Source organism: Micromonospora mangrovicola (assembly GCF_047200535.1).
Taxonomy (GTDB): Bacteria; Actinomycetota; Actinomycetes; order Mycobacteriales; family Micromonosporaceae; genus Micromonospora.
The window spans coordinates 1-22804 of the sequence record NZ_JBJZOG010000100.1; the positions used below are offsets into that span (position 1 = coordinate 1).

Sequence of the window (22804 nt, forward strand, 5' to 3'; positions counted from 1 at the left end):
CGGCGGCGGCGCGCCTGCTCCGGCGTCATGCCGTTGACGGTGTCGAGCCGGGCCAACGCGGCGTGCCGGCCGCGACGCGGCGCGGCGGCGACCGCCCCGGTCACCAGGTCGCCGCGCCGCAGGCCGTACCGGCGCAGCTGGGCGGGGCTGATGTGGGCGTCGGCGGCAGACGGCAGGTAACCGTCGACCCGGAGCAGGGCGTGGTCGTCGCGGGTGTCCACGATGCCGGTCACCGGGACGGGTGCGGTCGGGTCAGGGTTCATCAGATGCCTTTCGTACGGTGGATGCCGCCGACGCGGCGGGCGCGGGACGGTGCGCGGACGGCCTGAGCGGGAAGGGCCCGGACAGGGCGGAGCCACGGGGGCCGCACAAGCGGCGGCGGGTCTTCGGTGAGATGGTCCGCGACGGGGCGGGCGGTGGGCCGGCCCTCGGTGCGGTGAGGCGGACCCCGGGTGGCGCGGCGCGCCGGCATCCGGGTCCACCCGCAGGTTAACCCTGCCGGCCGGACCGGGCAAGCAGGTTCACCCGCAGGAAGGCCCGTTAGGCCGGTGCTGCGTCCGGCGTTAGAGTGGACACGTTGATCGGGAAGGCGAGCATCGTGACTGCTACCAGCGTGGTCGACCAGATCCAGCTGGGCGACCACGTCTGTTGGACCCACGACGGCGAGAGCGGCGGCCTCGACGCCGTCGCCCGCTTCGCCGCCATCGGCCTGCGCCTCGGTCAGAAGGTCGTCTGCTTCAGCGAGACGTCCACGCCCCGGGCGGTACGGGACCGCGTGGAGGCCTTCGGGGTTCCGACCGAGGCCGCCGTGGCCTCCGGCCAGTTGCGTATCGTGCCGGCGGTGGAGGTCTACCTGCCGGGCCGTCGGCTCGCCCCGGAGGAACTGGTCGCCACCGTGGTCGACGAGGTCAGCCGCGCCCAGCAGGAGGGCTATCCGGGGGTACGACTGGCCGGCGACATGGCGTGGGTGCTGCGCAGCGGCATCACCCTCGACGACCTGCTGCGGTACGAGACGGCACTCAACCGGCTCTTCCTCGACCGGCCCATGGCCGGGCTGTGCGTGTACGACCGGCGGCTCTTCCCCGCCGAACGGTTGCGCGCCCTGGGCACCGCGCATCCGGGCACCGCCGGGCCGCACACCGACCGGACCTGGACGCCGCTGCTGCGGGCGTACCGGACGACCGACCCGCCGGGGCTGCGGCTGGTGGGGCAGGTGGACCAGAGCAACCGCGACGCCTTCACCGCGTTGCTGGACGACGTGACCGGTGACGGCCGGGCCCCCGTGCTGGACCTGTCCGGGCTGACCTTCGCCGACGTGGGGGCCGCGACCGCGTTGGTCCGCGCCGGGCGCGCCAGCGCCACCGGCGTCCGGCTGGTGGGCTGCCGGCCGGCGCTACGCCGGCTGCTCGGCCTGCTCGGGCACGAACCGGCTGCGGCGGCCCTGGCATGACCGGAAGGATGGAGACGACGACCACCGGCCTGCGCCACGACCTCCTCCTCTACGCCGACGTCGACAGCATGCTGGCGGTGGCCCTGCCGTTCCTCCACGAGGGACTCGACGCCGGCGAGCCGGCGCTGGTCGCCACGCCCGGCCCGCAGTTGGCGCTGATCCGCGACGCGCTCGGTCCGGCCGGCGACGGAATGGTCCGGTGGACCGACATGACCGAGGCCGGACGCAACCCGGGCCGCATCCTGCCCTGGGTGCTCCAGGCCTTCGCCGACCGGCACCCGGACCGTCGGGTGCGAATCATCGGCGAGCCGATCTGGCCCGGGCGCACCGTCGAGGAGTACCCGGCCTGCGCTCAGCTCGAGGCAGCCATCAACTGGGCGTTCGCAGGCCGCGACGTGAGCGTGCTGTGCCCGTACGACGCGGGTCGGCTCGACCCCGGCGTGCTCGCCGAGGCCCGCTGCACCCACCCGCGGCTGGTCGACCGGGCCGGCACCCGGCGCAGCGCCGGCTACGCCCCGTCCGCCGTGGCGGAACGGCACAACAAGCCGCTGCCCGGCCCGGCCGAGCGGGTCGCCGCGCTCCGCTACGACCTGGACAGCCTGCCCCTGCTGCGCCGCTTCGTGGCCGACCACGCCGCCGGCACCGGCCTGGACGACGACCGGGTCGCGGACCTCCAGATCGCGGTCACCGAACTGGCCACCAACAGCGTCGCGCACGCCGGTGGCGCCGGCACGGTGCAGCTGTGGCGCACCGCGCGGCACCTGATCTGCGAGATCCACGACGACGGCTGGCTTTCCGACCCGCTCGCCGGCCGGCTCGCTCCGGCACAGGACGGCATCGGCGGCCGGGGGCTGGTCATCGTGCACGCGCTGTGCGACCTGGTCCTGGTGCACACCACCGCCACCGGCACCACGGTCCGGCTGCACATGCTGAGGGAGACGCGGTGACCGGTCCGGAGCCGCTGCTACGGCCGGTCGGCCGGGTGGAGTCCCCGCTGACCGATCCGGCGACGGCCCCCAAGCAGGGCGACGAGGGGGCGCCGGAGGCGTGGCTGGCGTTCGCCGCGGCGTACGCCCCGGCGCTGCGCGGCCTGCGCGCGGGCGCGGACGTGCTCGTGCTGACCTGGCTGGACCGGGCGGATCGGGACGTGCTCGTGGTGCATCCGCGCGGCGACACGTCCCGACCGGAGACCGGCGTGTTCGCCACCCGCTCCCCGCACCGGCCGAACCCGGTCGGCCTGCACCGGGTCCGGATCCTCGATGTCGACGGATCGCGGGTGCGGGTGACCGGCCTGGAGGCGCTGGACGGCACTCCCGTACTGGACGTCAAGCCGGTGCTCGACGGCGAGCGCTGAGCCGCCCGGCCGGGGCACGGGTCGGGTCAGTGTCCCCGGGCGATCCACTCGTCGAGGTGGGGCGCCTCGGCGCCGATGGTGGTGTCGTTCCCGTGCCCGGTGTGGACGACGGTCTGCGGGGGCAGGCTGAGCAGGCGGTCCCGGATCGAGCCGATGATGGTGCCGAAGTCGCTGTACGAGCGGCCGGTGGCGCCGGGCCCGCCGGCGAAGAGCGTGTCGCCGGTGAACACCGCGCCGAGGTCGGGGGCGTACAGGCTGCACGCGCCGGGGCTGTGACCGGGGGTGTGCAGCACTCGCAGCATGGTGCCGCCGACCTGGACCTGCTGGCCGTCGGTCAGCTCCCCGTCCGGCGGGATGTCCGGGTGGACCTGGTCCCACAGCACCCGGTCGGCGGGGTGCAGCAGCACGGGCGCTCCGGTGGCCCGGGCCAGCTCGGGAGCGACCCGGACGTGGTCGTCGTGGGCGTGGGTGGCCAGCACGGCGACGACCCGACGGCCGCCGACCAGCTCGCGGATGGCGGCCACGTCGTGCGGGGCGTCGACGACGACGCACTCGTCGTCGTCGCCGACGACCCAGACGTTGTTGTCGACGTCGAAGGTCTGCCCATCGAGGGAGAACGTGCCGGAGGTGACGGTGTGGTCGACCCGGGCGGTCACGGGAAGACCACCACCGACCGGAGCACGTCGCCGTGGTGCATCCGGGTGAATGCCGCCTCGACCTGGTCGAGGGCGATCTCCTCGGTGACGAACGCGTCGAGGTCGAGGCGGCCCTGCCGGTAGAGCTCGGTGAGCATCGGGAAGTCCCGGCTGGGCAGGCAGTCGCCGTACCAGCTGGACTTGAGGGCGCCGCCGCGGCCGAACACGTCCAGCAACGGCAGCTCGATCTTCATCTCCGGCGTCGGAACGCCCACCAGCACCACGGTGCCGGCCAGGTCCCGGGCGTAGAAGGCCTGCTTCCAGGTTTCCGGGCGCCCCACCGCCTCGATGACCACGTCGGCGCCGAAGCCGCCGGTGGCGGCGCGGATCGCCTCGACCGGGTCGTCCTCAGAGGCGTTGACGGTGTGCGTGGCGCCGAACCTGCGGGCCCAGTCGAGCTTGCGGGAGTCGGTGTCCACCGCGATGATCGTCGTCGCGCCGGCCAGGGCCGCGCCGGCCACCGCCGCGTCGCCGACGCCGCCGCAGCCGATCACCGCGACGGAGTCACCCCGGCCGACCTGGCCGGTGTTCATGGCCGCGCCGAGCCCGGCCATCACGCCGCAGCCGAGCAGGCCCACCGCGGCCGGCCGGGCGGACGGGTCGACCTTGGTGCACTGGCCGGCGTGGACCAGGGTCTTCTCGGCGAACGCGCCGATGCCCAGCGCCGGGGTGAGTTCGGTGCCGTCGGTGAGAGTCATCTTGCGGGCGGCGTTGTGGGTGTTGAAGCAGTGCCAGGGGCGGCCCCGGCGGCAGGCCCGGCACTGGCCGCAGACCGCCCGCCAGTTGAGCACCACGAAATCGCCGGGGGCGACGTCGGTGACCCCCTCCCCCACCTGCTCGACGACGCCCGCGGCCTCGTGCCCCAGCAGGAACGGGTAGTCGTCGGTGATCCCGCCCTCCCGGTAGTGCAGGTCGGTGTGGCACACCCCGCAGGACTGCACGCGGACCACCGCCTCGCCCGGCCCCGGGTCGGGCACCACGATCGTGGTGACCTCCACCGGCGCGCCCTTGCGCCGCGACACGACTCCCCGGACTTCCTGGCTCACCACGCCTCCCTTGTCGGCGGCCACGCACCGGCCAACCGGGCCCCGCGCCGCCTGTCGGTGTCACTCCCTGGCGAGAACCTACCGCCGATCACCACCGCCGGCCCACCGCCGGCCCACCGCCGGTCGCGGTTATCCCGCGCGTCGTCGGGTACGCGGGGCCGGGCCTGGTTCTCCGGCACCGACGGGAGTGATCATGAAACTGACGCATGCCCCCCTGCGGGTCAGCATCGGCGCGTTCATCCTGAATTCCGGCCTCGGCAAGCGGACCCTGGAGGGTGAGGCGGCCGCCGGGATGCACGGCATGGCGGTCGCGGCGATCCCGCAGCTCAAGGAGTTCGAGCCGGACCGGTTCGCCAAGCTGCTGTCCCGGGGCGAGATCGCGCTGGGTGCGGCGCTGCTCGCGCCGTTCGTGCCGTCGCTGCTGGCCGGCGCGGCACTGACCGCGTTCGGCGCGGGACTCGTACAGCTCTATCTGAAGACGCCCGGCCTGCGGGAGGGGAACCGCCTCAGGCCCAGCCAGGCCGGCATCGGTTTCGCCAAGGATGCGTGGCTGGTCGGCGCCGGGCTGACCCTGATGCTGGACTCGCTGACCCACCGCCGCCGCTGAGCCCGCGACGCCACCGAAAACGTCGGCCGGATCAGGCCGGCACGGGCACCGCCACCGCGCCCCGCTCGGCGGCGTACCGGCGGCGGGCGGCGTTGCGGTAGCGCAGCACCTGCACCGCACCGAGGGCCCAGAGCAGGTACTGCACGGCGAAGGCCCAGCGGAACGCGGCCAGCGGCGGTGTGCTCCGACCGGTCGGGGTGGCCAGGTCGAGCACCACCCCCACGGCCAGGATCAGCAGGATCGAGGCGACGAACCCACCGACGTTGACGATGCCGGTGGCGCTGCCGATCCGGTGCACCGGGTTGAATGTACGCGCGTAGTCGAAGCCGATCACCGAGCCGGGGCCGTTGACCGCCAGGACCACCACCAGGACCACCAGCAGCCAGTGCGGCGCCCGGCCCGGCCAGGCCAGCACCGCCGCCCAGACCGCCGCGGTGCCAGCGGTGATCGCGAAGACCACCACCGAACGGTGGAACGGGTGCCGGGCGCACAGGTGCGCGATCACCGGCCCGCACACCAGGGTCACCAGGGTCATCAGGGTGAGCAGCGACGCCGCCGCGGTCGGCGAGAAACCCTGCCCCTGCACCAGGAACGGGTAGCCCCAGAGCAGGGCGAAGACCGCCCCGGAGAACTGCGTGACGAAGTGGGTCCAGAGCCCGAGCCGGGTGCCCGGCTGGGCCCAGGCGTCGGCGAGCCGCCGGCGGACGGTCGCCAGGTCGGTCGCGACGGCCGTGGTGTGTTCGGCGTGCGGGGTGTCCCGGACCGCCACGAGGACGAGCAGCAGCACGGTCGCGCCCAGGGCCGCGGCGGTGAGGAACGCGGGCGTCCAGCCGGCGTGGTGCAGCAGCGCCACCAGGGGTACGGCGCCGAGCACCGCGCCGAGCTGCCCGACGGTGCCGGTGAGCTGCACCAGCAGCGGGTTGCGCCGCCCGGGGAACCAGAACGCCACGATCCGCAGCACGCTGATGAAGGTCATCGCGTCGCCGAGGCCGACCAGCACCCGGGCGGCGACGGCGAGGGGCATGTCGGTGACGACGGCGAAGCAGAGCTGCCCGGCGACCATGAGCGCGCCGCCGGCCAGCAGCAGCCGGCGGGAGCCGAACCGGTCGAGCAGCACCCCGACCGGCACCTGCATGGCCGCGTACACGGCGAGCTGGGCGACGGAGAAGGTGGCCAGGGCCGCGGCGTTGATGTGGAAGCGGTCCGCGGCGTCGACCCCGGTGACGCCGAGCGAGCTGCGGTGGAACACGGCGGCCACGTACGCGGTGACCGCGACGGCGTAGACCAGGACGGCTCGGCGCGGGGTGGCGCTCACCGCAGCGTCCGCAGCACGGTCGCGGCGTTGTCGATGTGCGTGGCGACCGCGTCCAGGAGGAGTTGCGGGTCGTCGCCGTCGAGCGCGGCGAGTTGTGCGGCGTGCTCGGCGAGGACCGCCTCGGCCCAGCCGGGCGAGAGCCGGAAGCCTGCCTCGCCCATCCGGATCTGCCGGTCGCGCAGCCGGTGGTACAGCTCGGCGAGGATCTCGTTGCCGGCCGCCTCCACCACGGTGGCGTGGAAGGCACGGTCGGCGGCCATCAGGGCGGTGACGTCGCCGGTGGTGTGTGCGCGGCGCATCTCGTCGAGCCGGCGGGCCAGGTCGGCGCGGAGTTCGGCGCGGCGCGGCCAGACCCGTTCGGCGGCGTGCAGCTCGACCAGGCGGCGGGCCTCGATGACGTCGGCGATCTCGCGGGCCGACACCGGCCGGATCAGCGCGCCGCGCTTCGGGTAGAGCTTCACCAGGCCCTCGGCCTCCAGGCGCAGCAGCGCCTCCCGGACGGGGGTACGGGAGACCCCGGTCGCCTCGGCGATCTCGCCCTCGCTGACCAGCAGGCCACCCGGGTAGACCTGCTCCAGAATGGCCCGTTTGAGGTGCTGGTACGCCCGCTGCGCGGCGGACGGCCCGGCGGTGCCCGGGGTGGCACCGACGGCGCTGGGATGCGTCATGTATCTATGATGGCCCCGGCCTCGGGCCACCCGTCCCCGGGTCGCTCGCGCGTGGCCCGCGCCACGCCGGGCGGCGCGGCCGGGCGCCGGGCGAACCGGACGCGGCGCCCGGAAACCGGCACCGCGCTCAGCGGATCCTGATCATACCGGCGTCGTCGAGGGCGAACCGGGTCCGGAACGGGGTGCCGAGGCGGTCGAGAAGGTCGGCGAGCCAGCGGGCCTCCCCCGGCTCGGCCGGTTGCAGGCGCATGCGGCGCATCCTCACCGGGACGAGGCGCAGCCGGAGCAGCTCGCCGGTCTCCGCGTCGAGCGTGGGCAGGTGCAGCAGGCGCAGCTCCGGCCGGTACTCCTCCTGCCCGCCGATGCCCTCGTAGTCGTCGATCAGGTCGCCGCAGCCGTAGCTGACCAGCCGCCCCCGGTACCGCTCGACCGGGCGGGGGTGGTGGGAGGAGTGCCCGTGGACCACGTCCACCCCGGCGTCGACCAGGGCGTGCGCGAACGCGACGTGCTCGTCCGGGACCTCGTGGCCCCAGTTGGAGCCCCAGTGCACGGAGACCACCACCAGGTCCGCCGCCCCGGCGTGGTGGGCGATCCGGTCGGCGAGCGCCCCGGCCGAGGCCGCCGAGACCTCGGGCAGGTACGCCACCCCGGGCCGCCCGTCGTCCGCGGCCCAGGGCGGGTACACCCCGCTGGACGGGGCCCCGACGGACCAGACCAGCAGCCGGCGGCCGTCCGGCAGGGGCACGGCGGCCGGCCGCCACGCCTCGCGGGCGTCCCCGCCCGCGCCGGCCGTCCGGATCCCCGCTGCGGCCAGCGCGTCCAGGGTGTCGGCCAGCCCGGTGGGACCGAAGTCGAGGACGTGGTTGTTGGCCAGGGCGCAGACGTCCAACCGGGCAGCCGTCAGGCAGGCCACGTTCGCCGGGTGCATCCGGTAGTGGATGCCCTTGCCGGGGGCGTACTCGCCGCGGGCCGTCACCGCCGTCTCCAGGTTGACGATCCGCACGTCCGGGCGTTCCGCGTCGAGCAGGCGCAGCGCGTCGCCCCACGGCCACTCAGGCGGCACCGGACGCGACACCGGGCCGGCGACCGACTCGGCCAGCTCGACGTAGCGGCGAGCGTCGGTGACGACCTGCTCGCGCAGCCCGGGCGGCCCCGGGTGGGGCAGGATCTGGTCGACACCCCGGCCGGTCATCACGTCCCCGGCGAGGAAGAGGGTCACCTCGGCCATGGCCGGGGTGTTCCCGCGCTGCGCCCGGTCGCACCTGCCCGCCGGCCGGAAACCCGGCACCCGCGCCCCGGCTCTCACGGTCCGCGACGGCGCCCGTCGAGGCTGCCCCCACCACGTGCTCCCGGTACGACACCTTTGCCGGCTTGTCGGGACGCGTGCCGCCGCCGGCCTGATGAGCTGGTTATCGTGTGCGGACAGCCGACCCGCGGCGAGGAGCACCGATTGACCATCACCGCGCCCGTCCGCGCCTGGTACCGGCCGATGCGGGCCCGCCGGCCCGACGAGGAGCACCGGTCCGCGACCCCGCTGGAACTCTTCTTCGACCTCTGCTTCGTGGTCGCCGTGGCGCAGGCCGCCGCCGGTCTGCACCACGCGCTCGCCGCGGGCCACCTCGGGCACGCCCTGGTCAGCTACCTGACGGTGTTCTTCGCGGTCTGGTGGGCCTGGATGAACTTCACCTGGTTCGCCTCCGCGTACGACACCGAGGACGACGTCTACCGGCTGACCACGCTGGTGCAGATCGCCGGGGCGTTGATCCTCGCCGCCGGGGTGCCCCGCGCGTTCGCCGAGGCCGACTTCGCCACGATCACCGTCGGCTACGTGGTGATGCGGCTGGCGGCCGTGCTGAACTGGCTGCGGGCCGCGGCCGGCGACCCGGAACGCCGGAGCACCACCGTCTCGTACGCGGTAGGGGTCACGGTGGTGCAGGTCGGCTGGCTGCTGCGGCTGCTCCTGCCGCACGAGGGGGGCCTGCCGGTGTTCCTGGTGCTGGTCCTCGCCGACCTGCTGGTCCCGGTGGTGGCCGAGCGGCGTGGGATGACCACCTGGCACCCGCACCACATCGCCGAGCGGTACCAGCTGTTCACCCTGATCGTGCTGGGCGAGGTGGTGCTCTCCACCTCGATGGCGATCCAGGGCGGGGTGGACGCCGGCAACCCCGGGTTGTGGCCCCTGGCCGTGGCCGGCACGGTCATCGTCTTCGCGCTCTGGTGGCTCTACTTCGACCGGCCCGGGCCGGTGCCGCCCACCTCGTTGCGGGGCGCCCTGTTCTGGGGTTACGGCCACTACCTGATTTTCGCGGCGATCGCCGCGGTCGGCGCCGGGCTGGCCGTGGCGGTCGACCACGTCCTGCACGCCGCACACGTCTCCGGCCGGGTGGCCGGGTACGCCACCGCGGTGCCGGTCGCGGGCTACCTGCTCACCCTGTGGGCGCTGCACCTGCCGGCCAAACACGGGCTCGGTCGGGTGCTGTTTCCCGCCGCGGCGCTGCTGGTGCTGGTGGCGCCGCGGCTGGTCGCGCCGCTGGACGTGATCGCCGGGGTGCTGTTGGTGCTGGTGGCCGTCACCCTGCTGCGGCGCCACCGGTCTCGGACCAGAACCGCCTGACCAGAGCCTCGAAGTCGGCCGCCTGCTCGATCTGCGGCATGTGCCCGGTGTCCGGGAAGAGGTGCGTCCGCGCCTGCGGGAACCGGGTGCGGGCGTTGGTCAGGTGCCGGACGGGCAGGACCAGGTCGCGCTCGCCCCAGACCACCAGGGTGGGCAGGTCGAGGGCGGCGACCGCGTCGAGCAGCTCGGCACGCCACTGCGGCCGGACACCCCGCCAGGTGCCGAGGCTGCGGACCACCTCCAGCATCACCCGGGCGGCGTGCGGCTCCCGGGCGGCCGCGAGGGCGGTGGCGATCCGCGCCTCGGTGACGTACGCGGGGTCGTGGAAGATGGCCCGCTCGGTGCGGCGCGCGATCGCCGGGTGGGGCCGCAGCAGCAGCCGCGCGAACGGCAGCGCGAGCAGCCGCAGCGCGAAGGTGACCTCGCGGCCGAAGCCGGCGCTGTTGACGAGGACCAGGCTCGCCGCCCGGGAGGGGTCGTCGACGGCCAGCCGCATCGCCAGCGCCCCGCCCAGCGAGTTGCCGACCAGGTGCGCCGGGCCGGTCACCCCGACCGCGTCCAGGGCGTCGGTGACGGCCGACGCGAGCGTGGGCAGGGTGTGCGGCACGTCCAGCGGCGCCGACCCGCCGTGGCCCGGCAGGTCCACGCTGACCACCCGGTGGTCGCGGGCCAGCCCGTGGTGCTGGTCGGCGAAGTCGTCCAGGGTGCGGCCGATGCCGTGCAGCAGCACCACCGGCGGGCCGTCGCCGGAGACGCGGTAGCGGACCCGTCGGCCGGCCACGGTCAGCGCCTCGGCGGGTGCGAGGGTCACGCCGGCCGTCCCGGCTCGGATCCGGCGGGCTCGGCGGCCTCCGGGGCGGGGCGTGGGGCCGGCACCGGGACTCGGTTCGGCCGCATCCCCAGCGCCAGGATCTTGCCGTACGAGGCGGGGGCGATCCGGGCCAGCAGGTCCGGCACCTTCGCCGACCAGCCGATGAGCACCCGCCCCCGGCGGCGCTCGACGCCCCGCAGGATGACCTCGGCGGCCTTGGCCGGGTCGATCGAGAGCAGCTTCTCGAACTGCACGCGGCCGGCCTCGTACTCCTCGCGGGGCACGCCGCTGCCCACCCGGGCGCTGGCCGCGATCCGCGTGCGGATGCCGCCGGGGTGCACCGAGGTGACCCCGACGCCGTCGTCGACCAGCTCGTGCCGCAGCGCCTCGGTGAACCCGCGGACGGCGAACTTGCTGGCCGAGTAGGCGGCCTGGCCGGCCGGCGCGATGATCCCGAAGAGGCTGGAGATGTTGACCAGGTGGGCGCCCGGCTCGGCCTTGAGGGTGGGCAGCAGGGCGTGGGTCAGCCGGACCACCGCCCGGAAGTTGATCTCGATTACCCAGAGGAACTCCTCCAGGGTGACCTGGTCGAACCGGCCGCCCAGGGCCACCCCGGCGTTGTTGAGCAGCAGCCGGATCCGGGGATGCGTCCGGCGGATCTCGGCCGCCACCCGGTCGGTGGCCTCGGGGTCGGCGAGGTCGACCAGGTGGGTCTCGATGCGCCGGTCGGGGTGGGCGGCGCGGACCGCCGCGACCACGGCGTCGAGCCGTTCGGCGTCCCGGTCGAGCAGCACCAGGTCGGCGCCGCGCCGGGCCAGGCCGTGCGCCAGGGCCTCACCGATGCCGCTGGCCGCGCCGGTGAGCACCGCGGTGCCACCGGGGAAGACGAAGTCACGCAACGGGATGCTCCTCGGGTTCAGGCGACGGGGGCGGGATGCTCGGCGGCGGCGTCGGTGGCGGGCGTCCCGGCCCGGGAGAAGCGGACCCCGGAGTCGGCGAGGCGTCCGTGCCGCATCATCAGCACGTCCCGCGGGTAGTTCTGGCGCAGCCGCCAGGGGGCTTTCGGGCCCTGCTTGGGCAGCCGGTCGACGGCGCGCAGCACATACCCGGACTTCAGATCGATGATCGGTTCGAGCTGGTCGGAGTCGGGGGCGAGCGGGGTGACGATCTGCTCGCCGGTCGCGTCGAGGTGGCGCAGCAGCCGGCAGACGTACGTGGCGACGAGGTCGGCCTTCAGCGTCCAGGAGGCGTTGGTGTAGCCGATGGTCATGGCGAAGTTCGGCACGCCGGAGAGCATCATGCCCTTGTACGCGACGGTCGCCCCCAGGTCGACCTCGGTGCCGTCCACCACGACGGTCATGCCGCCGAGGGCGAGCAGGTTGAGCCCGGTGGCGGTGACCACGAGGTCGGCGGGCAGCTCCGTGCCGGAGGTGAGCCGGATGCCCTGCTCGGTGAAGGTGTCGATGGTGTCGGTGACCACCGCTGCCCGGCCGTCGCTGACCGCCGTGAAGAGATCCCCGTCGGGCACCACGCAGAGCCGCTGGTCCCAGGGGTCGTAGCGGGGCGAGAAGTGCCGGTCGATGTCGTAGCCGACCGGCAGCCTGCCCTTGGCGGCCCGGCGCAGGAACCGCTTCACCAGGGCGGGGGCGCGCCGGCTGAGCTGGAAGTTGGCCACCCCGAGGGCGACGTTCTTCCAGCGCACCAACGCGTACGCGGCCTTCGCGGGCAGCCGGCGCCGCAGGGCGTCGGCGAGCGCGTCGCGCGAGGGCAGCGAGATGACGTACGTGGGTGAGCGTTGCAGCATGGTGACGTGGGCGGCCCGCTCGGCCAGCGCCGGGACCAGGGTGATCGCGGTGGCCCCGCTGCCGATCACCACCACCCGCTTGCCGGCGTAGTCCAGGTCCGCGGGCCAGTGCTGGGGGTGCACGAGCCGGCCGGCGTAGCGCTCGACGCCGGGCAGTTCGGGGGTGTAGCCCTCGTCGTAGCGGTAGTAGCCGGTGTTGGTGAACAGGAACCCGCAGGTGAGGACCATGTCCTCGCCGGTGTCGTCGCGGTGGGCGTGGACCGTCCAGCGGGCGGTGGCGCTGTCCCACTCGGCGCGCAGCACCCGGTGGTGGAAGCGGATGTGCTCTCCGATGCCGTGCTCCCGGGCGGTCTGGCGCACGTACTCCCGGATGGAGTCGCCGTCGGCGATCGCCTTCGGGTCGGTCCACGGCTTGAACGAGTAGCCGAGGGTGTACATGTCGGAGTCCGAGCGGATGCCCGGGTAGCGGAAGAGGTCCCAGGTGCCGCCGACGGCGGCTCGGGCCTCCAGCACCGTGTACGTCTTTCCGGGGCACTGCTGTCGCAGGTGGACGGCGGCGCCGACGCCGGACAGCCCGGCACCGACGATGAGGACGTCGACGTGGTCGGAGGCCATGGGCATCTCCCGTTCGGGCGGCGGGTCGACCGGAACCCTATCCACCCCCGTCGACGCCAGTCAACACCGTGTCGAGTCTCATCGACAGAGTGTCGAGCGGGTGTAGCATCAGCGGACATGACCACCGCCCGTACGTCGGCCGGGGCCGCGCCGACGCGCGGACGGCGGCCGGGCCGCTCCGCCGGTGACGACCGGGAGCTGGCCATCCTCGCCACCGCCGAACGGCTGCTGGAGCAGCGCGCCTTCGGCGACATCTCCATCGACGACCTGGCGAAGGGCGCGGGCATCTCCCGGCCCACGTTCTACTTCTACTTTCCGTCCAAGAACGCGGTGCTGCTCGCCCTCCTCGACCGGGTCACCGAGGAGGCCGACACCGCCGCGGGCGACGTGCTGGACCGGCTCGCCGACGACCCACGCGCCCGCTGGCGGGAGCTGATCGCCCGGTTCCACGCCACCTTCGGCGGCCACCGCGCGCTGGTGCTGGCCTGCGCCCAGGTGCGCGGCACCAACGCGGAGGTGCGCCGGCTCTGGGCCGACGTCCTCGAGCGCTGGGTCCGCGCGGTCGAGACGGCGATCGAGGGCGAGCGGCGCCGCGGCGCGGCCCCGGGCGGGCTGCCCGCCCGGGACCTCGCCATCGCGCTGAACTCGATGAACGAACGGGTCTGGTACGCGACCTTCGCCGGGGACGGGCCGGCGGTGGCCGAGCGGGACGTCGTCGACGTGCTGCTGGACGTCTGGCTCACCGCGATCTACCGGACCACCACGCCGCCGCCGGCCTGACCGTCACCCCGTCCGGGTGAAGTCCATGATCCAGTTCGTCTCCCAGCTGCGCTCGCTGTCGATGGAGAACGCCTGCTCCCAGCGGCACGACGTGGGTGTGATCCCGGACCAGATGAACCGGCAGCGGATCGGCCGCCCCTCGTCGGTGTCGTCGGCGTAGAAGGTGCCGACGCCGTCGACGAACCGGCCCACCACGGGCGGCAGTTCGAGGACGCCCCGCCGGCTGTTCATCCAGTAGATCGACCAGAGCCCGGTCGCACGGTCCTGGATCCGGACGGTGGCGCCGTTGAAGCCACGGGTCGGGAAGCGGATCTCGTCGAAGCTGCCGGCGCCGTCGAAGAACGAGTGCGCCACGCTGGTGCCCGGGAACTCGTCCCAGTCGTCGCTGCCGACGTGCCGCTTCGCCAGCCGCCGGTTCGTCACGTCCCAGCTGCCGACCAGGAAGTCGAAGTCGCCCATCAGAACCCCACCGGCCCCTCGGCGCGAGCGTCGGCGAGGTAGCCCGCCAGGTCCGGCCGGTCCGGGTCGAGGACGTGCCGGATCCAGGCGGTCCGCTCGTGCTCCAGCACGCCGAGCTCCCAGACGCAGCCCACGCCGGGCCGGTCCAGCGGCACGAAGTGCGCCGGGTCGTCGTCCGGGCAGTCCAGCGCGGGCTGGCCGGCGACCGCGATCCGGCACTCCACCACGTTGTCCCAGAACCAGCTGTAGGCCAGCAGGTACGCCCCGGTCTCCGCGCCCCGGTGCAGCACCACCCAGCTCGCCGGCGGGGTGCTCCCGTCCGGCGCGGGCAGCAGCTTCGGCAGGTACGCGTACGCGGCCTCGACCACGGCGGGTTCGAGCCGGCGGTCCGGCTGGTCGATGTGGTAGCGCTTGACGTGCCGGCCGGCGACCTCGACGGCCCCCGGCACGGTCAGTTCCTTGTCGTGGAATGCCATGCCGGGACAGTAGGACCTCTCCCCTGACAGCTACTGTCAGTGGAATGCGGGCCAGTCGTCTCCTGTCCATCCTGCTGCTGCTCCAGGCCCACGGCCAGCTCACCGCCGCCGAACTGGCGGGCCGCCTGGAGGTCTCGGTGCGCACCATCTACCGGGACGTCGAGTCGCTGCACGCCGCCGGCATCCCGCTGTACGGCGAGGCCGGCCACGCCGGCGGGTACCGGCTGGTCGACGGGTGGCGGACCCGGCTGACCGGGCTCACCGCCGAGGAGGCCGACCGGCTGCTCTTCGCCGGGCTGCCCGGGCCGGCCGCGGAACTGGGATACCAGCCGGTCGTGGCCACCCTGCAGGCCAAGCTGCGGGCCGCGCTGCCCCCGCCGCTCGCCGACCGCGCCGCCCGGCTCCAGCAGCGGTTCCACCTGGACACCCCGGGCTGGTACTCCGACGGCGACCCGTCGCCGTACCTCGCGCCGACGGCCGAGGCGGTGTGGCGGCAGCACCGGATCAGGGTGCGCTACCGCAGCTGGACCGGGGAGGTGAGCCGCATCCTCGAACCGTACGGCCTTGTGCTCAAGGGCGGCCGGTGGTACGTCGTCGCCGCCCGGCCCGACCGGCCCGAGCCGGCCACCTACCGGGTCAACCAGATCCTCGACCTCGACCCGCTCGACGAGCCGTTCGACCGGCCCGAGTTCGACCTGCCCGGCTGGTGGCGAACGCACGTGGTGGAATTCCGGGCGCGGCTGCACCGGGACGAGGCGACCATCCGGCTCTCCCCGCGCGGCCGGCAGCGGCTGCGGGAGATCGCCAGTGACGCGGTGGTCGCCGCCGTGGACACCACCGCCGGACCGCCCGACGCGGACGGCTGGGTACAAGCCGCCGTACCCATCGAGTCGCTCACCCACGCGCACGGCGACCTGCTGCGGCTCGGCGCCGAGGTGGAGGTCCTCTCCCCCGCCGCGCTGCGGGGGCGGCTCGCCGAGACCGCCGCCGCGCTCGCCGCCCTCTACCACCCGGGGCCTGCGACGTCCTGAGGCCCGCCGGGTCAGCGCAGCTCGCGCAGGGCCGCGCCGAGAGCGGCCACGCCGCGGCCGATGTCGCCGGCCGGGTTGGCGGCGTAGCCGAGCACCAGGCCGGGCGGCTGCGGTCGCTGCCCGTGCCAGGACAGCGGCTGCACCTTGACGCCCCGGCGCAGCGCCGCCGCGGCCACCGCCACGTCGTCGACGTCGCCGGGCAGGGTGACCAGCAGGTGCAGGCCGGCGGCAGCGCCGTGCACGACCGCCCCGGGCAGGTGGTCACGGATCGACCGGAGCATGGCGTCGCGGCGGCGCACGTGCCGGCGGCGCAGCAGCCGCAGGTGGCGTTCCAGCGCGCCGGAGTCCATCAGCTCGGCCAGCACCAGCTGGGGCAGGGCCGCGTTGCCGAGGTCGGCCATCCGCTTGGCCGCCACCAGGGCGGCGTGGTGCCGGGGCGGCACGAGCACCCAGCCGATCCGCAGCGCCGGGGCGAGCAGCTTGGAGATGCTGCCCGTGTAGCAGACCCGGTCGGGCAGCATGCCGCGCAGGGCGGGCACCGGCGGACGGTCGTAGCGGTGCTCGGCGTCGTAGTCGTCCTCGATCACCAGGCCGCCCCGCTCGGCCCAGCGCAGCAGGCGGCGACGCCGATCCCCGCCGAGGACCACGCCGGTCGGGAACTGGTGCGCCGGGGTGAGCATCACCGCCGGGGCACCGAGTGCCGCCAGCCGGTCGACGCGCAGGCCGTGCGCGTCGACCGGCACCGGTGGGGTGTCCAGCCGCCAGTTGCGCAGGTGCTGGCGTACGCCGAGGGAGCCGGGGTCCTCCACGGCGACGGTGTGCACCCCGTCGTCGTGCAGCACCTGCGCGAGCAGGCCGAGCGCCTGGGACACCCCGGCGACGATCACCACCTCCGCCGGATCGACCCGGATGCCCCGGCTGCGGGCCAACCAGGTGGCCACCGCGAGGCGCAGCGCGGGGGTGCCGGTCGGGTCGCCGTACCCGAAGTCGGTGGGCGCCAGGCGGTGCAGCACGGCGCGTTCGGCCCGCAGCCAGGCCGCACGGGGGAAGACCGCCAGATCGGGTACGCCGGGCGTGAGGTCCAGCTCGGCCGGGGCGGTCCGCAGCGCGTCGAAGACGTCGACGCCCGGGCGGGCGGCGAAGACCTCGCGCTGGGCGGGCGGCTCCGGCGGGCGGCTGACCACCGTGGCCGGGGTGGCCACCACGACCGTGCCCGCCCGGCCGCGACCGACCACGTGGCCGTCCTCGGTCAGCCGCTGGTACGCCTCGGTCACCACCCCCCGCGAAACGCCCAGCTCGGCGGCGAGAACCCGGCTGGCCGGCAGGCGGGCACCCACCGGCATGCGGCCGTCGGCGATCGCGGCCCGCAGCCGCCCGGCCAGCCAGTCGGCGCGCCCGCCGGGCGGGGCGTCCGCCACGTCGAGTTGGAGGAAGTCCGCGCCGGCCGTTATGGACTCCTCGACTGCCGACTCTTTGGCCCTGCCCATCGGGCCATTATGACCGCAGGCTGGACGGCATGACCATCGCCTTCCTGCTCACCACGCTGGTCGTGGTGCTCACCCCGGGCACCGGGGTGGTGTACACGCTCTCGACCGCTCTCACCGGGGGCCGCCGCGCCGGCCTCGCCGCCGCGGTCGGCTGCACGGTCAGTCTCGTGCCGCACCTGGTCGCCGCGGTCACCGGCCTGGCCGCCGTGCTGCGCGCCGGCACCCTGGCGTACCGGGTGCTGACCTGGCTGGGCGTGGCGTACCTGCTCTGGATGGCCTGGTCCGCGCTGCGCGACCGGGCGCCGCTGGCGGTCGACGACGCACGCCCGCCCCGCCCGACCGCCCGGGTGATCCGCGACGGCGCGCTGGGGAACCTGCTCAACCCCAAGGTGACCGTGTTCTTCGTGGCGTTCCTGCCACAGTTCGTACCTCCGGAGGGGCCGGCGGCCACCAGCCGGATGCTGCTGCACGGCCTGGTCTTCATGCTGGCCACGCTCGTCGTCTTCGCCGGGTTCGGCGTGCTGGCCGGCGCGCTGCGCCGCCGGGTCCTGGCCCGGCCCCGGCTGACCGCGCTGCTGCGGCGCGGTTTCGCCGGCACCTTCCTCGCCCTCGGCCTCAGCCTGGCGCTGACCGCCCGATAAGGAGACTCCCGTGCGATTCCGGCACTCCGCGGACGTCTGGACGAGCTTCCCGGAGCTGAGCTGCGGCGTCCTGCACGCCACCGGGGTGGACCCCACCGTCGACCTCGGACGCTTCCTCGCCTGCCACACCGACGCGGCCCGGACGCGGCTCGCCGCCGGACCGGAGGGCGGATTCCCGGAGATCCAGGCGTGGCGGCGAGCCTTCGCCCGGATGGGGTTGGCGCCGACCCGCTACCGGTGCGCCGCCGAGTCGCTGCTGCGCCGGTTCCGTCGGGAGGGAGCGCTGCCCCGGCTGCATCCCCTGGTCGACCTCGGCAACGCCCTGTCCATCGGGTACGCGGTGCCGGTGGCCGTCCTCGACGTCGGACGGATCGCCGGCGACCTCGCGGTGCGCCCCGCCACCGGGGAGGAGACGTACCTGACCTTCGGTGGGGAGCCGGAGCATCCCGAGCCGGGCGAGATCGTCTTCGCCGACTCGTCCGGGCGGGCCCACTCGCGACGCTGGACGCACCGGCAGAGCGGCTGGTCGACGGTGCGTGACGACACCGGCGAGGTGCTGGTGGTCATCGAGGCGATGCACGACGGCGGGGCGGAGACGGTGCGCCGGATGCTCGCGGAGCTGACGGCGGCGCTGGCGACGCCGGCCCGCACGGCGCTGCTCACCGCCGCCGCGCCGGAGTTCCCGGTGACGCGCGGGCCCGCTGACGGTCGTCCGGTCAGGCCGTCCCGCCCGGGGCGAGATACCGGTAGCCGGGGACGGTTTCGGTGAACCAGCCGTTCACGCTGGCCAGGCCCCGGTCGTTGAGCTGCGCGTCGTGGACCGGGAAGACCCGCCGGGCGCCGACCGTCGCGGCGAAGGTGATCGCCTCGGTCAGCTTCAGCCAGGACGCCTGGGCCGGCACCAGCAGGGTGTCCACCGGGGCGCCGGGCGGCGCCAGCGAGTCCCCCGGATGGTAGACCGCGTCGTCCACGAGGTATCCGAGGTTGGCGCAGTCCGGCTGCCCGTCGTGGATGGCGGCGTGCCAACCGCCCACGGCGGTGACGTCGAAGCCCGCGGCGGTGAACCGGTCACCGGCCGCCACCCGGGTCACCGGCAGCGGAGCCGGGTCGGGCAACCGGGCCCCCTCCGGTGCGAAGACGGGCACGCCGAGGCCGGCCAGCCGCAGCACGTCGACGTGATCGGTGTGCTCGTGGGTGAGCAGCACCGCGTCGGCCCCGACCAGGGCCCGCGGTTCACTCCAGACGCCGGGGTCGACGACCAGGACGCGACCGTCGTGTTCGAGGCGGACGCAGGCGTGGGTCCACTTTGTGATCTTCACCCGGTCAACCTAACCGGGACGCGGCTCAGTCGTCGCCGCGCCGGCGGTCCTCTTCGTCGGACTCCATGATCTCGTCGAACTCGGCCGGGGTGATCTCGTCGGTGCGCAGTCGGCGGGCGTTGGCGGCGAACCGGGCGAGCGCCGCGCCACGCGGGTCGGGTGGGGTCAGCAGGCCGCTCTCCACGCTCAGCGCGGTCGCCTCGTCGGCGACCTGGCGCGGATCGTCGGTGTCGACCGGCTCGCCGTGCAGCTCGCGCAGCGCCACGGCGAGCTGCGCGTCGGCCGCGTCGCCGGTGCCCCACCACCGCCGGGCCAGCTCGACCGTGCGGCCGAGGCTGTCCTCGCCGACCCTCTCGGCGCGCAGCACGGCGCGCATCATGCTGAGGAAGGTGACGGTGACGGCATCGGAATCATCGGCGATCATGCCTGCACGATAGCGACCCGCTGCGACAAAACCCGCAGCGCCTCCGGCCCTCGAAGGCATGATCGGGGCATGGAGCGACGACCGCCCCGGGGGCACCGCAACGTCCCGCACACCGCCGACGTCCGCATCGAGGCCTGGGCACCGGACCGGGAGAGCTGCGTGGCGGAGGCGGTGAGTGCGCTGGTGGACACCTTCGTGGACGCCACCGGCGTCACCCCGGAGACGGAGGCGGAGACGGAGCACCGGGTGCCGCCCGGCGACGACCCGGACCTGCTGGTCGGTGTCCTCGACGAGGTGATCTTCCGGCTGGACACCGAGGGTGCGGTGCCGCTGGACACCGAGGTGCGGGCGGCCGGGGACGGTGGCCTGCTGGTCCGCTGGCGGGTCGCCGACACGGGCGCGGTGGAGGCGGTCGGTGCGGTCCCCAAGGCGGTCTCGCTGCACGAGCTGCGCTTCGGCCCGGACAGTACCGGCTGGTCCTGCGCGGTGACGCTGGACGTGTGAGGCCGGGTCAGCCCTTCACCACGCCGAGCGGCACCAGCCGGGCCACCCGCCGGCACAGGCCCGCCCCCTCGGCCGCCGCCACCACCTCGGTGATGTCCTTGTACGCGGCCGGCATCTCCTCGGCCAGCCCGCGCCGGGACGCGCCCCGCACCGCAATGTCCTGCGCCTCCAGCTCGCCGCGGGGGTCGTGGCCACGTTCCGCCTTGACCGCCTGCTTGCGGCTCTGCACCCGACCCGCGCCGTGACAGGTGGACGCCCAGGCCGGTGAGGCGGGCACGCCGGTGAGGACGTACGAGCCGGTGCCCATCGAACCGGGAATGAGCACCGGCTGCCCGACCGGGCGCAGATCCTCCGGCAGGTCGGGATGTCCGGGCGGCAACGCCCGGGTGGCGCCCTTGCGGTGCACGCAGAGCCGCCGTGGCGTCCCGTTCACCTGGTGCGTCTCGATCTTCGCGAGGTTGTGCGAGATGTCGTACACCAGGTCGAGGTCGCAGCCGGTGACCCGGGTGAACACCTGGCGGGCGGCGTGGGCGAGCAGCTGCCGGTTGGCCCGGGCGTAGTTGGCGGCGGCGGCCATCGCCCCCAGGTACGCCCGGCCCTCGTGGGACGACACCGGCGCGCAGGCGAGCTGCCGGTCGGGCACGTGGATGCCGTAGCCCGGCATCACCTTCTCCATCTTGTGCACGTAGTCGGTGCAGATCTGATGACCCAGGCCGCGCGAGCCGCAGTGGATCATCACGCAGACCTGGCCGGCGCGCAGCCCGAACGCGGTGGCGACGGTCTCGTCGTAGATCTCCTCGACCGCCTGCACCTCGAGGAAGTGGTTCCCGGAGCCGAGGCTGCCGACCTGCTTCGCGCCCCGCTCCACCGCCCGCTCGCCCACCTGGGCCGGATTGGCGTCACCGACCGCGCCGTAGTCCTCGCAGCGGTCCAGGTCCCGCTGGACGCCGTAGCCGCGCTCAACGGCGTACCGGGAGCCACCGCGCAGCACCCCGTCGAGCTCGGAGCGGCCGGTCAGGTGCCACACCGCCCCCTTGCCCATGCCGCGCGGGGTGGACTCGCTCAGGCCGTCCATCACCGCCCTCAGCCTGGGCCGCAGCCGGTCCCGGTCCAGATCGGCGGCGAGCAGCCGGACCCCGCAGGAGATGTCGAAGCCGACGCCGCCGGGTGAGACCACTCCACCGTCCTCGACGTCCGTGGCGGCGACCCCGCCGATCGGGAAGCCGTAGCCAAGGTGCACGTCCGGCATGGCGTACGAGGCGTCGACGATGCCGGGCAGGGTGGCCACGTTCGCCACCTGATCGAGGGACCGGTCCGCCTCGGCGTCCGGCAGCAACGACCGGGAGGCGTAGACCACTCCCGGCACCCGCATCGGGTCGTGCCGGTCGATGCGGAACCGGTACGGCGACTCCTCGACCAGGTCCATGTCCGCCCGGCTACCCGGGCGCGGGGCGATTACACCCGCGCTGGTTCGGCCCGCCCGATCCGGGTGGTGCGCCAGCATGCCCCAGCGATACGAGAACTACGACCGGGTCGCGATCGTCACCGGCGCGGACTCCGGCATCGGCAAGGCGGGCGCGGTGGCGCTCGCCGGAGCCGGTTTCGACATCGGCTTCACCTGGTACGGCGACCCGGACGGCGCCGACCGCACCGCCACCGAGGTACGCGGCACCGGCCGCCGCTGCGAGGCCGCCGAGATGGACCTGACCCGGCTGCCGGGGGCCGCCGCGGTGATCGACGAGTTGACCGACCGGCTCGGCGGGCTCGGCGTGCTGGTGAACAACGCCGGCACCGGCCTGGCCACCCCCTTCCTCGACGTGACGTGGGAGCAGTGGCGGGAGGTGCTCTCCGTGAATCTGGACGGCCCGTTCCGCTGCTCGCAGCGGGCCGCCCGGCGGATGCGGACGGCCGGGCGAGGCGGCCGGATCATCAACATCACCAGCGTGCACGAGCACGCGCCCCGGGTGGGCTCGTCGGCGTACTGCGCCGCCAAGGGCGGGCTCGGGCTGCTCAGCGAGGTGATGGCGCAGGAGCTGGCCGCCGACGGGATCACCGTCAACGCGGTCGCCCCCGGAGAGATCGCCACCCCGATGACCGGGCAGGAGGACGTCGACCCGTTCACCGAGGACCGCCCCGGCGTGCCGGTCGGTCGGCCCGGGGACGCCCGCGAGGTCGCCGCGGTCGTGACGCTGCTGGCCTCGCCGGCGGCGGCGTACGTGACCGGGGCGTCGTGGCCGGTGGACGGGGGGATGCTGCTGACGGGCCCGCACGCTGCTGCCCTTCCTTCCCACTCCTGGCGCGCCGGTTAGGGGGCTGGGGCGGATCAGCTCCGTGCGTCGCCGGCCGACTCGTTCCCCGTCCCAGCATTGGTGACCTTGCTCAAAGCACCGGTTTCCGGGTAGTGGCAGGCGGTGAGTTGGTTGCCGTCGTCGCGTGGCACCAGCGCGGGTTCCTCGGTGGCGCAGCGGTCCTGGGCTTTCCAGCAGCGGGTGCGGAAGCGGCAGCCGGTGGGTGGGTTGAGGGGGGTGGGGACGTCGCCGGTGAGGCGGATGCGTCCGGCGGGGCCGAGGGTGGTGACGTCGGGGATGGCCGACAGCAGGGCCCGGGTGTAGGGGTGTTGGGGGCGGGTGTAGATGTCGTCGCGGTCGCCGATCTCGACGATCTTGCCGAGGTACATGACGGCGACGCGGTGGCAGAAGTGCCG

At 74.5% G+C, this 22804-nt stretch carries 26 protein-coding genes and 1 pseudogene; 11 read left to right on the forward strand and 16 right to left on the reverse strand.

The window, feature by feature from the left end; all coding sequences use genetic code 11:
* Positions 1-263: pseudogene (locus tag ACL02O_RS27825) on the reverse strand (hypothetical protein); the annotation flags it as partial.
* A 335-nt stretch (positions 264-598) separates the two neighbouring features.
* Between ACL02O_RS27825 and ACL02O_RS27830 the strand changes: the two are divergent.
* Genes ACL02O_RS27830 through tsaA form a run of 3 tightly spaced genes read left to right on the forward strand, consistent with a single transcriptional unit; the run spans position 599 to position 2804 of the window.
* Positions 599-1450 carry an MEDS domain-containing protein gene (locus ACL02O_RS27830; RefSeq protein WP_412821131.1) on the forward strand — a complete coding sequence of 284 codons (852 nt, stop codon included), beginning with the start codon at positions 599-601 and terminating at the stop codon, positions 1448-1450.
* A gap of 8 nt (positions 1451-1458) precedes the next feature.
* Positions 1459-2397 carry an anti-sigma factor RsbA family regulatory protein gene (locus ACL02O_RS27835; protein WP_412821132.1) on the forward strand — a complete coding sequence of 313 codons (939 nt, stop codon included), beginning with the start codon at positions 1459-1461 and terminating at the stop codon, positions 2395-2397.
* A complete protein-coding gene (tsaA, locus tag ACL02O_RS27840; protein ID WP_412821133.1) occupies positions 2394-2804 on the forward strand; it encodes a tRNA (N6-threonylcarbamoyladenosine(37)-N6)-methyltransferase TrmO in 411 nt (136 codons plus the stop codon). Before ACL02O_RS27835 ends, tsaA begins: the two co-directional genes overlap by 4 nt.
* A 26-nt stretch (positions 2805-2830) precedes the next feature.
* On the opposite strand, the gene ACL02O_RS27845 is transcribed toward tsaA, so the two are convergent.
* Both ACL02O_RS27845 and ACL02O_RS27850 read right to left on the reverse strand, forming a co-directional pair.
* Entirely contained in the window at positions 2831-3460 is a 630-nt protein-coding gene (locus tag ACL02O_RS27845; RefSeq protein ID WP_412821134.1) for an MBL fold metallo-hydrolase, read from the reverse strand.
* A complete protein-coding gene (locus ACL02O_RS27850; RefSeq protein ID WP_412821135.1) occupies positions 3457-4545 on the reverse strand; it encodes an S-(hydroxymethyl)mycothiol dehydrogenase in 1089 nt (362 codons plus the stop codon). The genes ACL02O_RS27845 and ACL02O_RS27850 overlap by 4 nt, the downstream gene beginning before the upstream one ends.
* A 193-nt stretch (positions 4546-4738) precedes the next feature.
* Here ACL02O_RS27850 and ACL02O_RS27855 point away from each other — a divergent pair, with 193 nt between their 5' ends.
* Positions 4739-5152 carry a hypothetical protein gene (locus tag ACL02O_RS27855; protein WP_412821136.1) on the forward strand — a complete coding sequence of 138 codons (414 nt, stop codon included), beginning with the start codon at positions 4739-4741 and terminating at the stop codon, positions 5150-5152.
* 31 nt (positions 5153-5183) lie between these two features.
* On the opposite strand, the gene ACL02O_RS27860 is transcribed toward ACL02O_RS27855, so the two are convergent.
* The 3 genes from ACL02O_RS27860 to ACL02O_RS27870 all read right to left on the reverse strand — a co-directional run bounded on the left by ACL02O_RS27860 (position 5184) and on the right by ACL02O_RS27870 (position 8363).
* Complete coding sequence (locus ACL02O_RS27860) at positions 5184-6467, reverse strand: MFS transporter (RefSeq protein ID WP_412821137.1); 1284 nt, start codon at positions 6465-6467, stop codon at positions 5184-5186.
* Entirely contained in the window at positions 6464-7135 is a 672-nt protein-coding gene (locus tag ACL02O_RS27865; RefSeq protein ID WP_412821138.1) for a GntR family transcriptional regulator, read from the reverse strand. The genes ACL02O_RS27860 and ACL02O_RS27865 overlap by 4 nt, the downstream gene beginning before the upstream one ends.
* 127 nt (positions 7136-7262) lie before the next feature.
* Positions 7263-8363, reverse strand: coding sequence for a CapA family protein (locus tag ACL02O_RS27870; RefSeq protein ID WP_412821139.1), 1101 nt, complete (start codon positions 8361-8363; stop codon positions 7263-7265).
* 222 nt (positions 8364-8585) lie between these two features.
* Between ACL02O_RS27870 and ACL02O_RS27875 the strand changes: the two genes are divergently transcribed.
* Entirely contained in the window at positions 8586-9749 is a 1164-nt protein-coding gene (locus ACL02O_RS27875; protein WP_412821140.1) for a low temperature requirement protein A, read from the forward strand.
* On the opposite strand, the gene ACL02O_RS27880 is transcribed toward ACL02O_RS27875, so the two are convergent.
* Genes ACL02O_RS27880 through ACL02O_RS27890 form a run of 3 tightly spaced genes read right to left on the reverse strand, consistent with a single transcriptional unit; the run spans position 9706 to position 12979 of the window.
* Positions 9706-10560, reverse strand: coding sequence for an alpha/beta fold hydrolase (locus tag ACL02O_RS27880; protein ID WP_412821141.1), 855 nt, complete (start codon positions 10558-10560; stop codon positions 9706-9708). The genes ACL02O_RS27875 and ACL02O_RS27880 overlap by 44 nt on opposite strands.
* Positions 10557-11459: an SDR family NAD(P)-dependent oxidoreductase gene (locus ACL02O_RS27885; protein WP_412821142.1), complete on the reverse strand. Its 903-nt coding sequence runs from the start codon at positions 11457-11459 to the stop codon at positions 10557-10559. Before ACL02O_RS27885 ends, ACL02O_RS27880 begins: the two co-directional genes overlap by 4 nt.
* 17 nt (positions 11460-11476) lie before the next feature.
* Entirely contained in the window at positions 11477-12979 is a 1503-nt protein-coding gene (locus ACL02O_RS27890; RefSeq protein ID WP_412821143.1) for a flavin-containing monooxygenase, read from the reverse strand.
* A gap of 117 nt (positions 12980-13096) precedes the next feature.
* Here ACL02O_RS27890 and ACL02O_RS27895 point away from each other — a divergent pair, with 117 nt between their 5' ends.
* A complete protein-coding gene (locus ACL02O_RS27895) occupies positions 13097-13759 on the forward strand; it encodes a TetR/AcrR family transcriptional regulator (protein ID WP_412821144.1) in 663 nt (220 codons plus the stop codon).
* A 3-nt stretch (positions 13760-13762) separates the two neighbouring features.
* Here the strand turns inward: ACL02O_RS27895 and ACL02O_RS27900 are convergent, their stop codons facing one another.
* Both ACL02O_RS27900 and ACL02O_RS27905 read right to left on the reverse strand, forming a co-directional pair.
* Positions 13763-14218 (reverse strand): hypothetical protein, encoded by a 456-nt coding sequence (locus ACL02O_RS27900; protein WP_412821145.1) that lies wholly within the window; start codon positions 14216-14218, stop codon positions 13763-13765.
* Entirely contained in the window at positions 14218-14694 is a 477-nt protein-coding gene (locus tag ACL02O_RS27905) for a hypothetical protein (RefSeq protein ID WP_412821146.1), read from the reverse strand. Before ACL02O_RS27905 ends, ACL02O_RS27900 begins: the two co-directional genes overlap by 1 nt.
* A gap of 44 nt (positions 14695-14738) precedes the next feature.
* On the opposite strand from ACL02O_RS27905, the gene ACL02O_RS27910 reads away from it, so the two are divergent.
* Positions 14739-15725, forward strand: a complete 987-nt coding sequence (locus ACL02O_RS27910; RefSeq protein ID WP_412821147.1) for a helix-turn-helix transcriptional regulator — start codon at positions 14739-14741, stop codon at positions 15723-15725.
* Between the two features lie 11 nt (positions 15726-15736).
* Here the strand turns inward: ACL02O_RS27910 and pdxR are convergent, their stop codons facing one another.
* Positions 15737-17212 carry a MocR-like pyridoxine biosynthesis transcription factor PdxR gene (gene pdxR, locus ACL02O_RS27915; RefSeq protein ID WP_412821148.1) on the reverse strand — a complete coding sequence of 492 codons (1476 nt, stop codon included), beginning with the start codon at positions 17210-17212 and terminating at the stop codon, positions 15737-15739.
* Positions 17213-17241: 29 nt separating this feature from the next.
* Between pdxR and ACL02O_RS27920 the strand changes: the two genes are divergently transcribed.
* Both ACL02O_RS27920 and ACL02O_RS27925 read left to right on the forward strand, forming a co-directional pair.
* Entirely contained in the window at positions 17242-17853 is a 612-nt protein-coding gene (locus ACL02O_RS27920) for a LysE family translocator (protein ID WP_412821149.1), read from the forward strand.
* A 10-nt stretch (positions 17854-17863) separates the two neighbouring features.
* Positions 17864-18622, forward strand: a complete 759-nt coding sequence (locus tag ACL02O_RS27925; protein WP_412821150.1) for a B3/B4 domain-containing protein — start codon at positions 17864-17866, stop codon at positions 18620-18622.
* Here the strand turns inward: ACL02O_RS27925 and ACL02O_RS27930 are convergent.
* The gene (locus ACL02O_RS27930) at positions 18570-19172 is read right to left on the reverse strand and encodes an MBL fold metallo-hydrolase (RefSeq protein ID WP_412821151.1); all 603 of its coding nucleotides are present in this window, start codon (positions 19170-19172) and stop codon (positions 18570-18572) included. The two genes, ACL02O_RS27925 and ACL02O_RS27930, sit on opposite strands and share 53 nt — an antisense overlap.
* A gap of 25 nt (positions 19173-19197) precedes the next feature.
* Positions 19198-19596, reverse strand: coding sequence for a hypothetical protein (locus ACL02O_RS27935; protein WP_412821152.1), 399 nt, complete (start codon positions 19594-19596; stop codon positions 19198-19200).
* A gap of 69 nt (positions 19597-19665) precedes the next feature.
* On the opposite strand from ACL02O_RS27935, the gene ACL02O_RS27940 reads away from it, so the two are divergent.
* Complete coding sequence (locus tag ACL02O_RS27940; protein ID WP_412821153.1) at positions 19666-20100, forward strand: archease; 435 nt, start codon at positions 19666-19668, stop codon at positions 20098-20100.
* Positions 20101-20107: 7 nt separating this feature from the next.
* Here ACL02O_RS27940 and ACL02O_RS27945 read toward each other — a convergent pair whose 3' ends face one another.
* Positions 20108-21526 carry an RtcB family protein gene (locus tag ACL02O_RS27945; protein ID WP_412821154.1) on the reverse strand — a complete coding sequence of 473 codons (1419 nt, stop codon included), beginning with the start codon at positions 21524-21526 and terminating at the stop codon, positions 20108-20110.
* A 76-nt stretch (positions 21527-21602) separates the two neighbouring features.
* Between ACL02O_RS27945 and ACL02O_RS27950 the strand changes: the two genes are divergently transcribed.
* Positions 21603-22409 (forward strand): SDR family oxidoreductase, encoded by an 807-nt coding sequence (locus tag ACL02O_RS27950; RefSeq protein WP_412821155.1) that lies wholly within the window; start codon positions 21603-21605, stop codon positions 22407-22409.
* 14 nt (positions 22410-22423) lie between these two features.
* On the opposite strand, the gene ACL02O_RS27955 is transcribed toward ACL02O_RS27950, so the two are convergent.
* The coding region (locus tag ACL02O_RS27955) for an oligopeptide/dipeptide ABC transporter ATP-binding protein (protein WP_412821156.1) at positions 22424-22804 on the reverse strand (381 nt) is incomplete at its 5' end.

Coding starts and splice junctions, on each gene's coding strand:
- ACL02O_RS27940 (WP_412821153.1), top strand. CDS start 19,666: ATGGAGCGACGACCGCCCCGGGGGCACCGCAACGTCCCGCACACCGCC.
- ACL02O_RS27910 (WP_412821147.1), top strand. CDS start 14,739: ATGCGGGCCAGTCGTCTCCTGTCCATCCTGCTGCTGCTCCAGGCCCAC.
- ACL02O_RS27895 (WP_412821144.1), top strand. CDS start 13,097: ATGACCACCGCCCGTACGTCGGCCGGGGCCGCGCCGACGCGCGGACGG.
- ACL02O_RS27905 (WP_412821146.1), bottom strand. CDS start 14,694: ATGGCATTCCACGACAAGGAACTGACCGTGCCGGGGGCCGTCGAGGTC.
- ACL02O_RS27890 (WP_412821143.1), bottom strand. CDS start 12,979: ATGGCCTCCGACCACGTCGACGTCCTCATCGTCGGTGCCGGGCTGTCC.
- ACL02O_RS27855 (WP_412821136.1), top strand. CDS start 4,739: ATGAAACTGACGCATGCCCCCCTGCGGGTCAGCATCGGCGCGTTCATC.
- ACL02O_RS27950 (WP_412821155.1), top strand. CDS start 21,603: ATGCCCCAGCGATACGAGAACTACGACCGGGTCGCGATCGTCACCGGC.
- ACL02O_RS27900 (WP_412821145.1), bottom strand. CDS start 14,218: ATGGGCGACTTCGACTTCCTGGTCGGCAGCTGGGACGTGACGAACCGG.
- ACL02O_RS27920 (WP_412821149.1), top strand. CDS start 17,242: ATGACCATCGCCTTCCTGCTCACCACGCTGGTCGTGGTGCTCACCCCG.
- ACL02O_RS27935 (WP_412821152.1), bottom strand. CDS start 19,596: ATGATCGCCGATGATTCCGATGCCGTCACCGTCACCTTCCTCAGCATG.
- ACL02O_RS27870 (WP_412821139.1), bottom strand. CDS start 8,363: ATGGCCGAGGTGACCCTCTTCCTCGCCGGGGACGTGATGACCGGCCGG.
- pdxR (WP_412821148.1), bottom strand. CDS start 17,212: ATGGGCAGGGCCAAAGAGTCGGCAGTCGAGGAGTCCATAACGGCCGGC.
- ACL02O_RS27835 (WP_412821132.1), top strand. CDS start 1,459: ATGGAGACGACGACCACCGGCCTGCGCCACGACCTCCTCCTCTACGCC.
- ACL02O_RS27945 (WP_412821154.1), bottom strand. CDS start 21,526: ATGGACCTGGTCGAGGAGTCGCCGTACCGGTTCCGCATCGACCGGCAC.
- ACL02O_RS27865 (WP_412821138.1), bottom strand. CDS start 7,135: ATGACGCATCCCAGCGCCGTCGGTGCCACCCCGGGCACCGCCGGGCCG.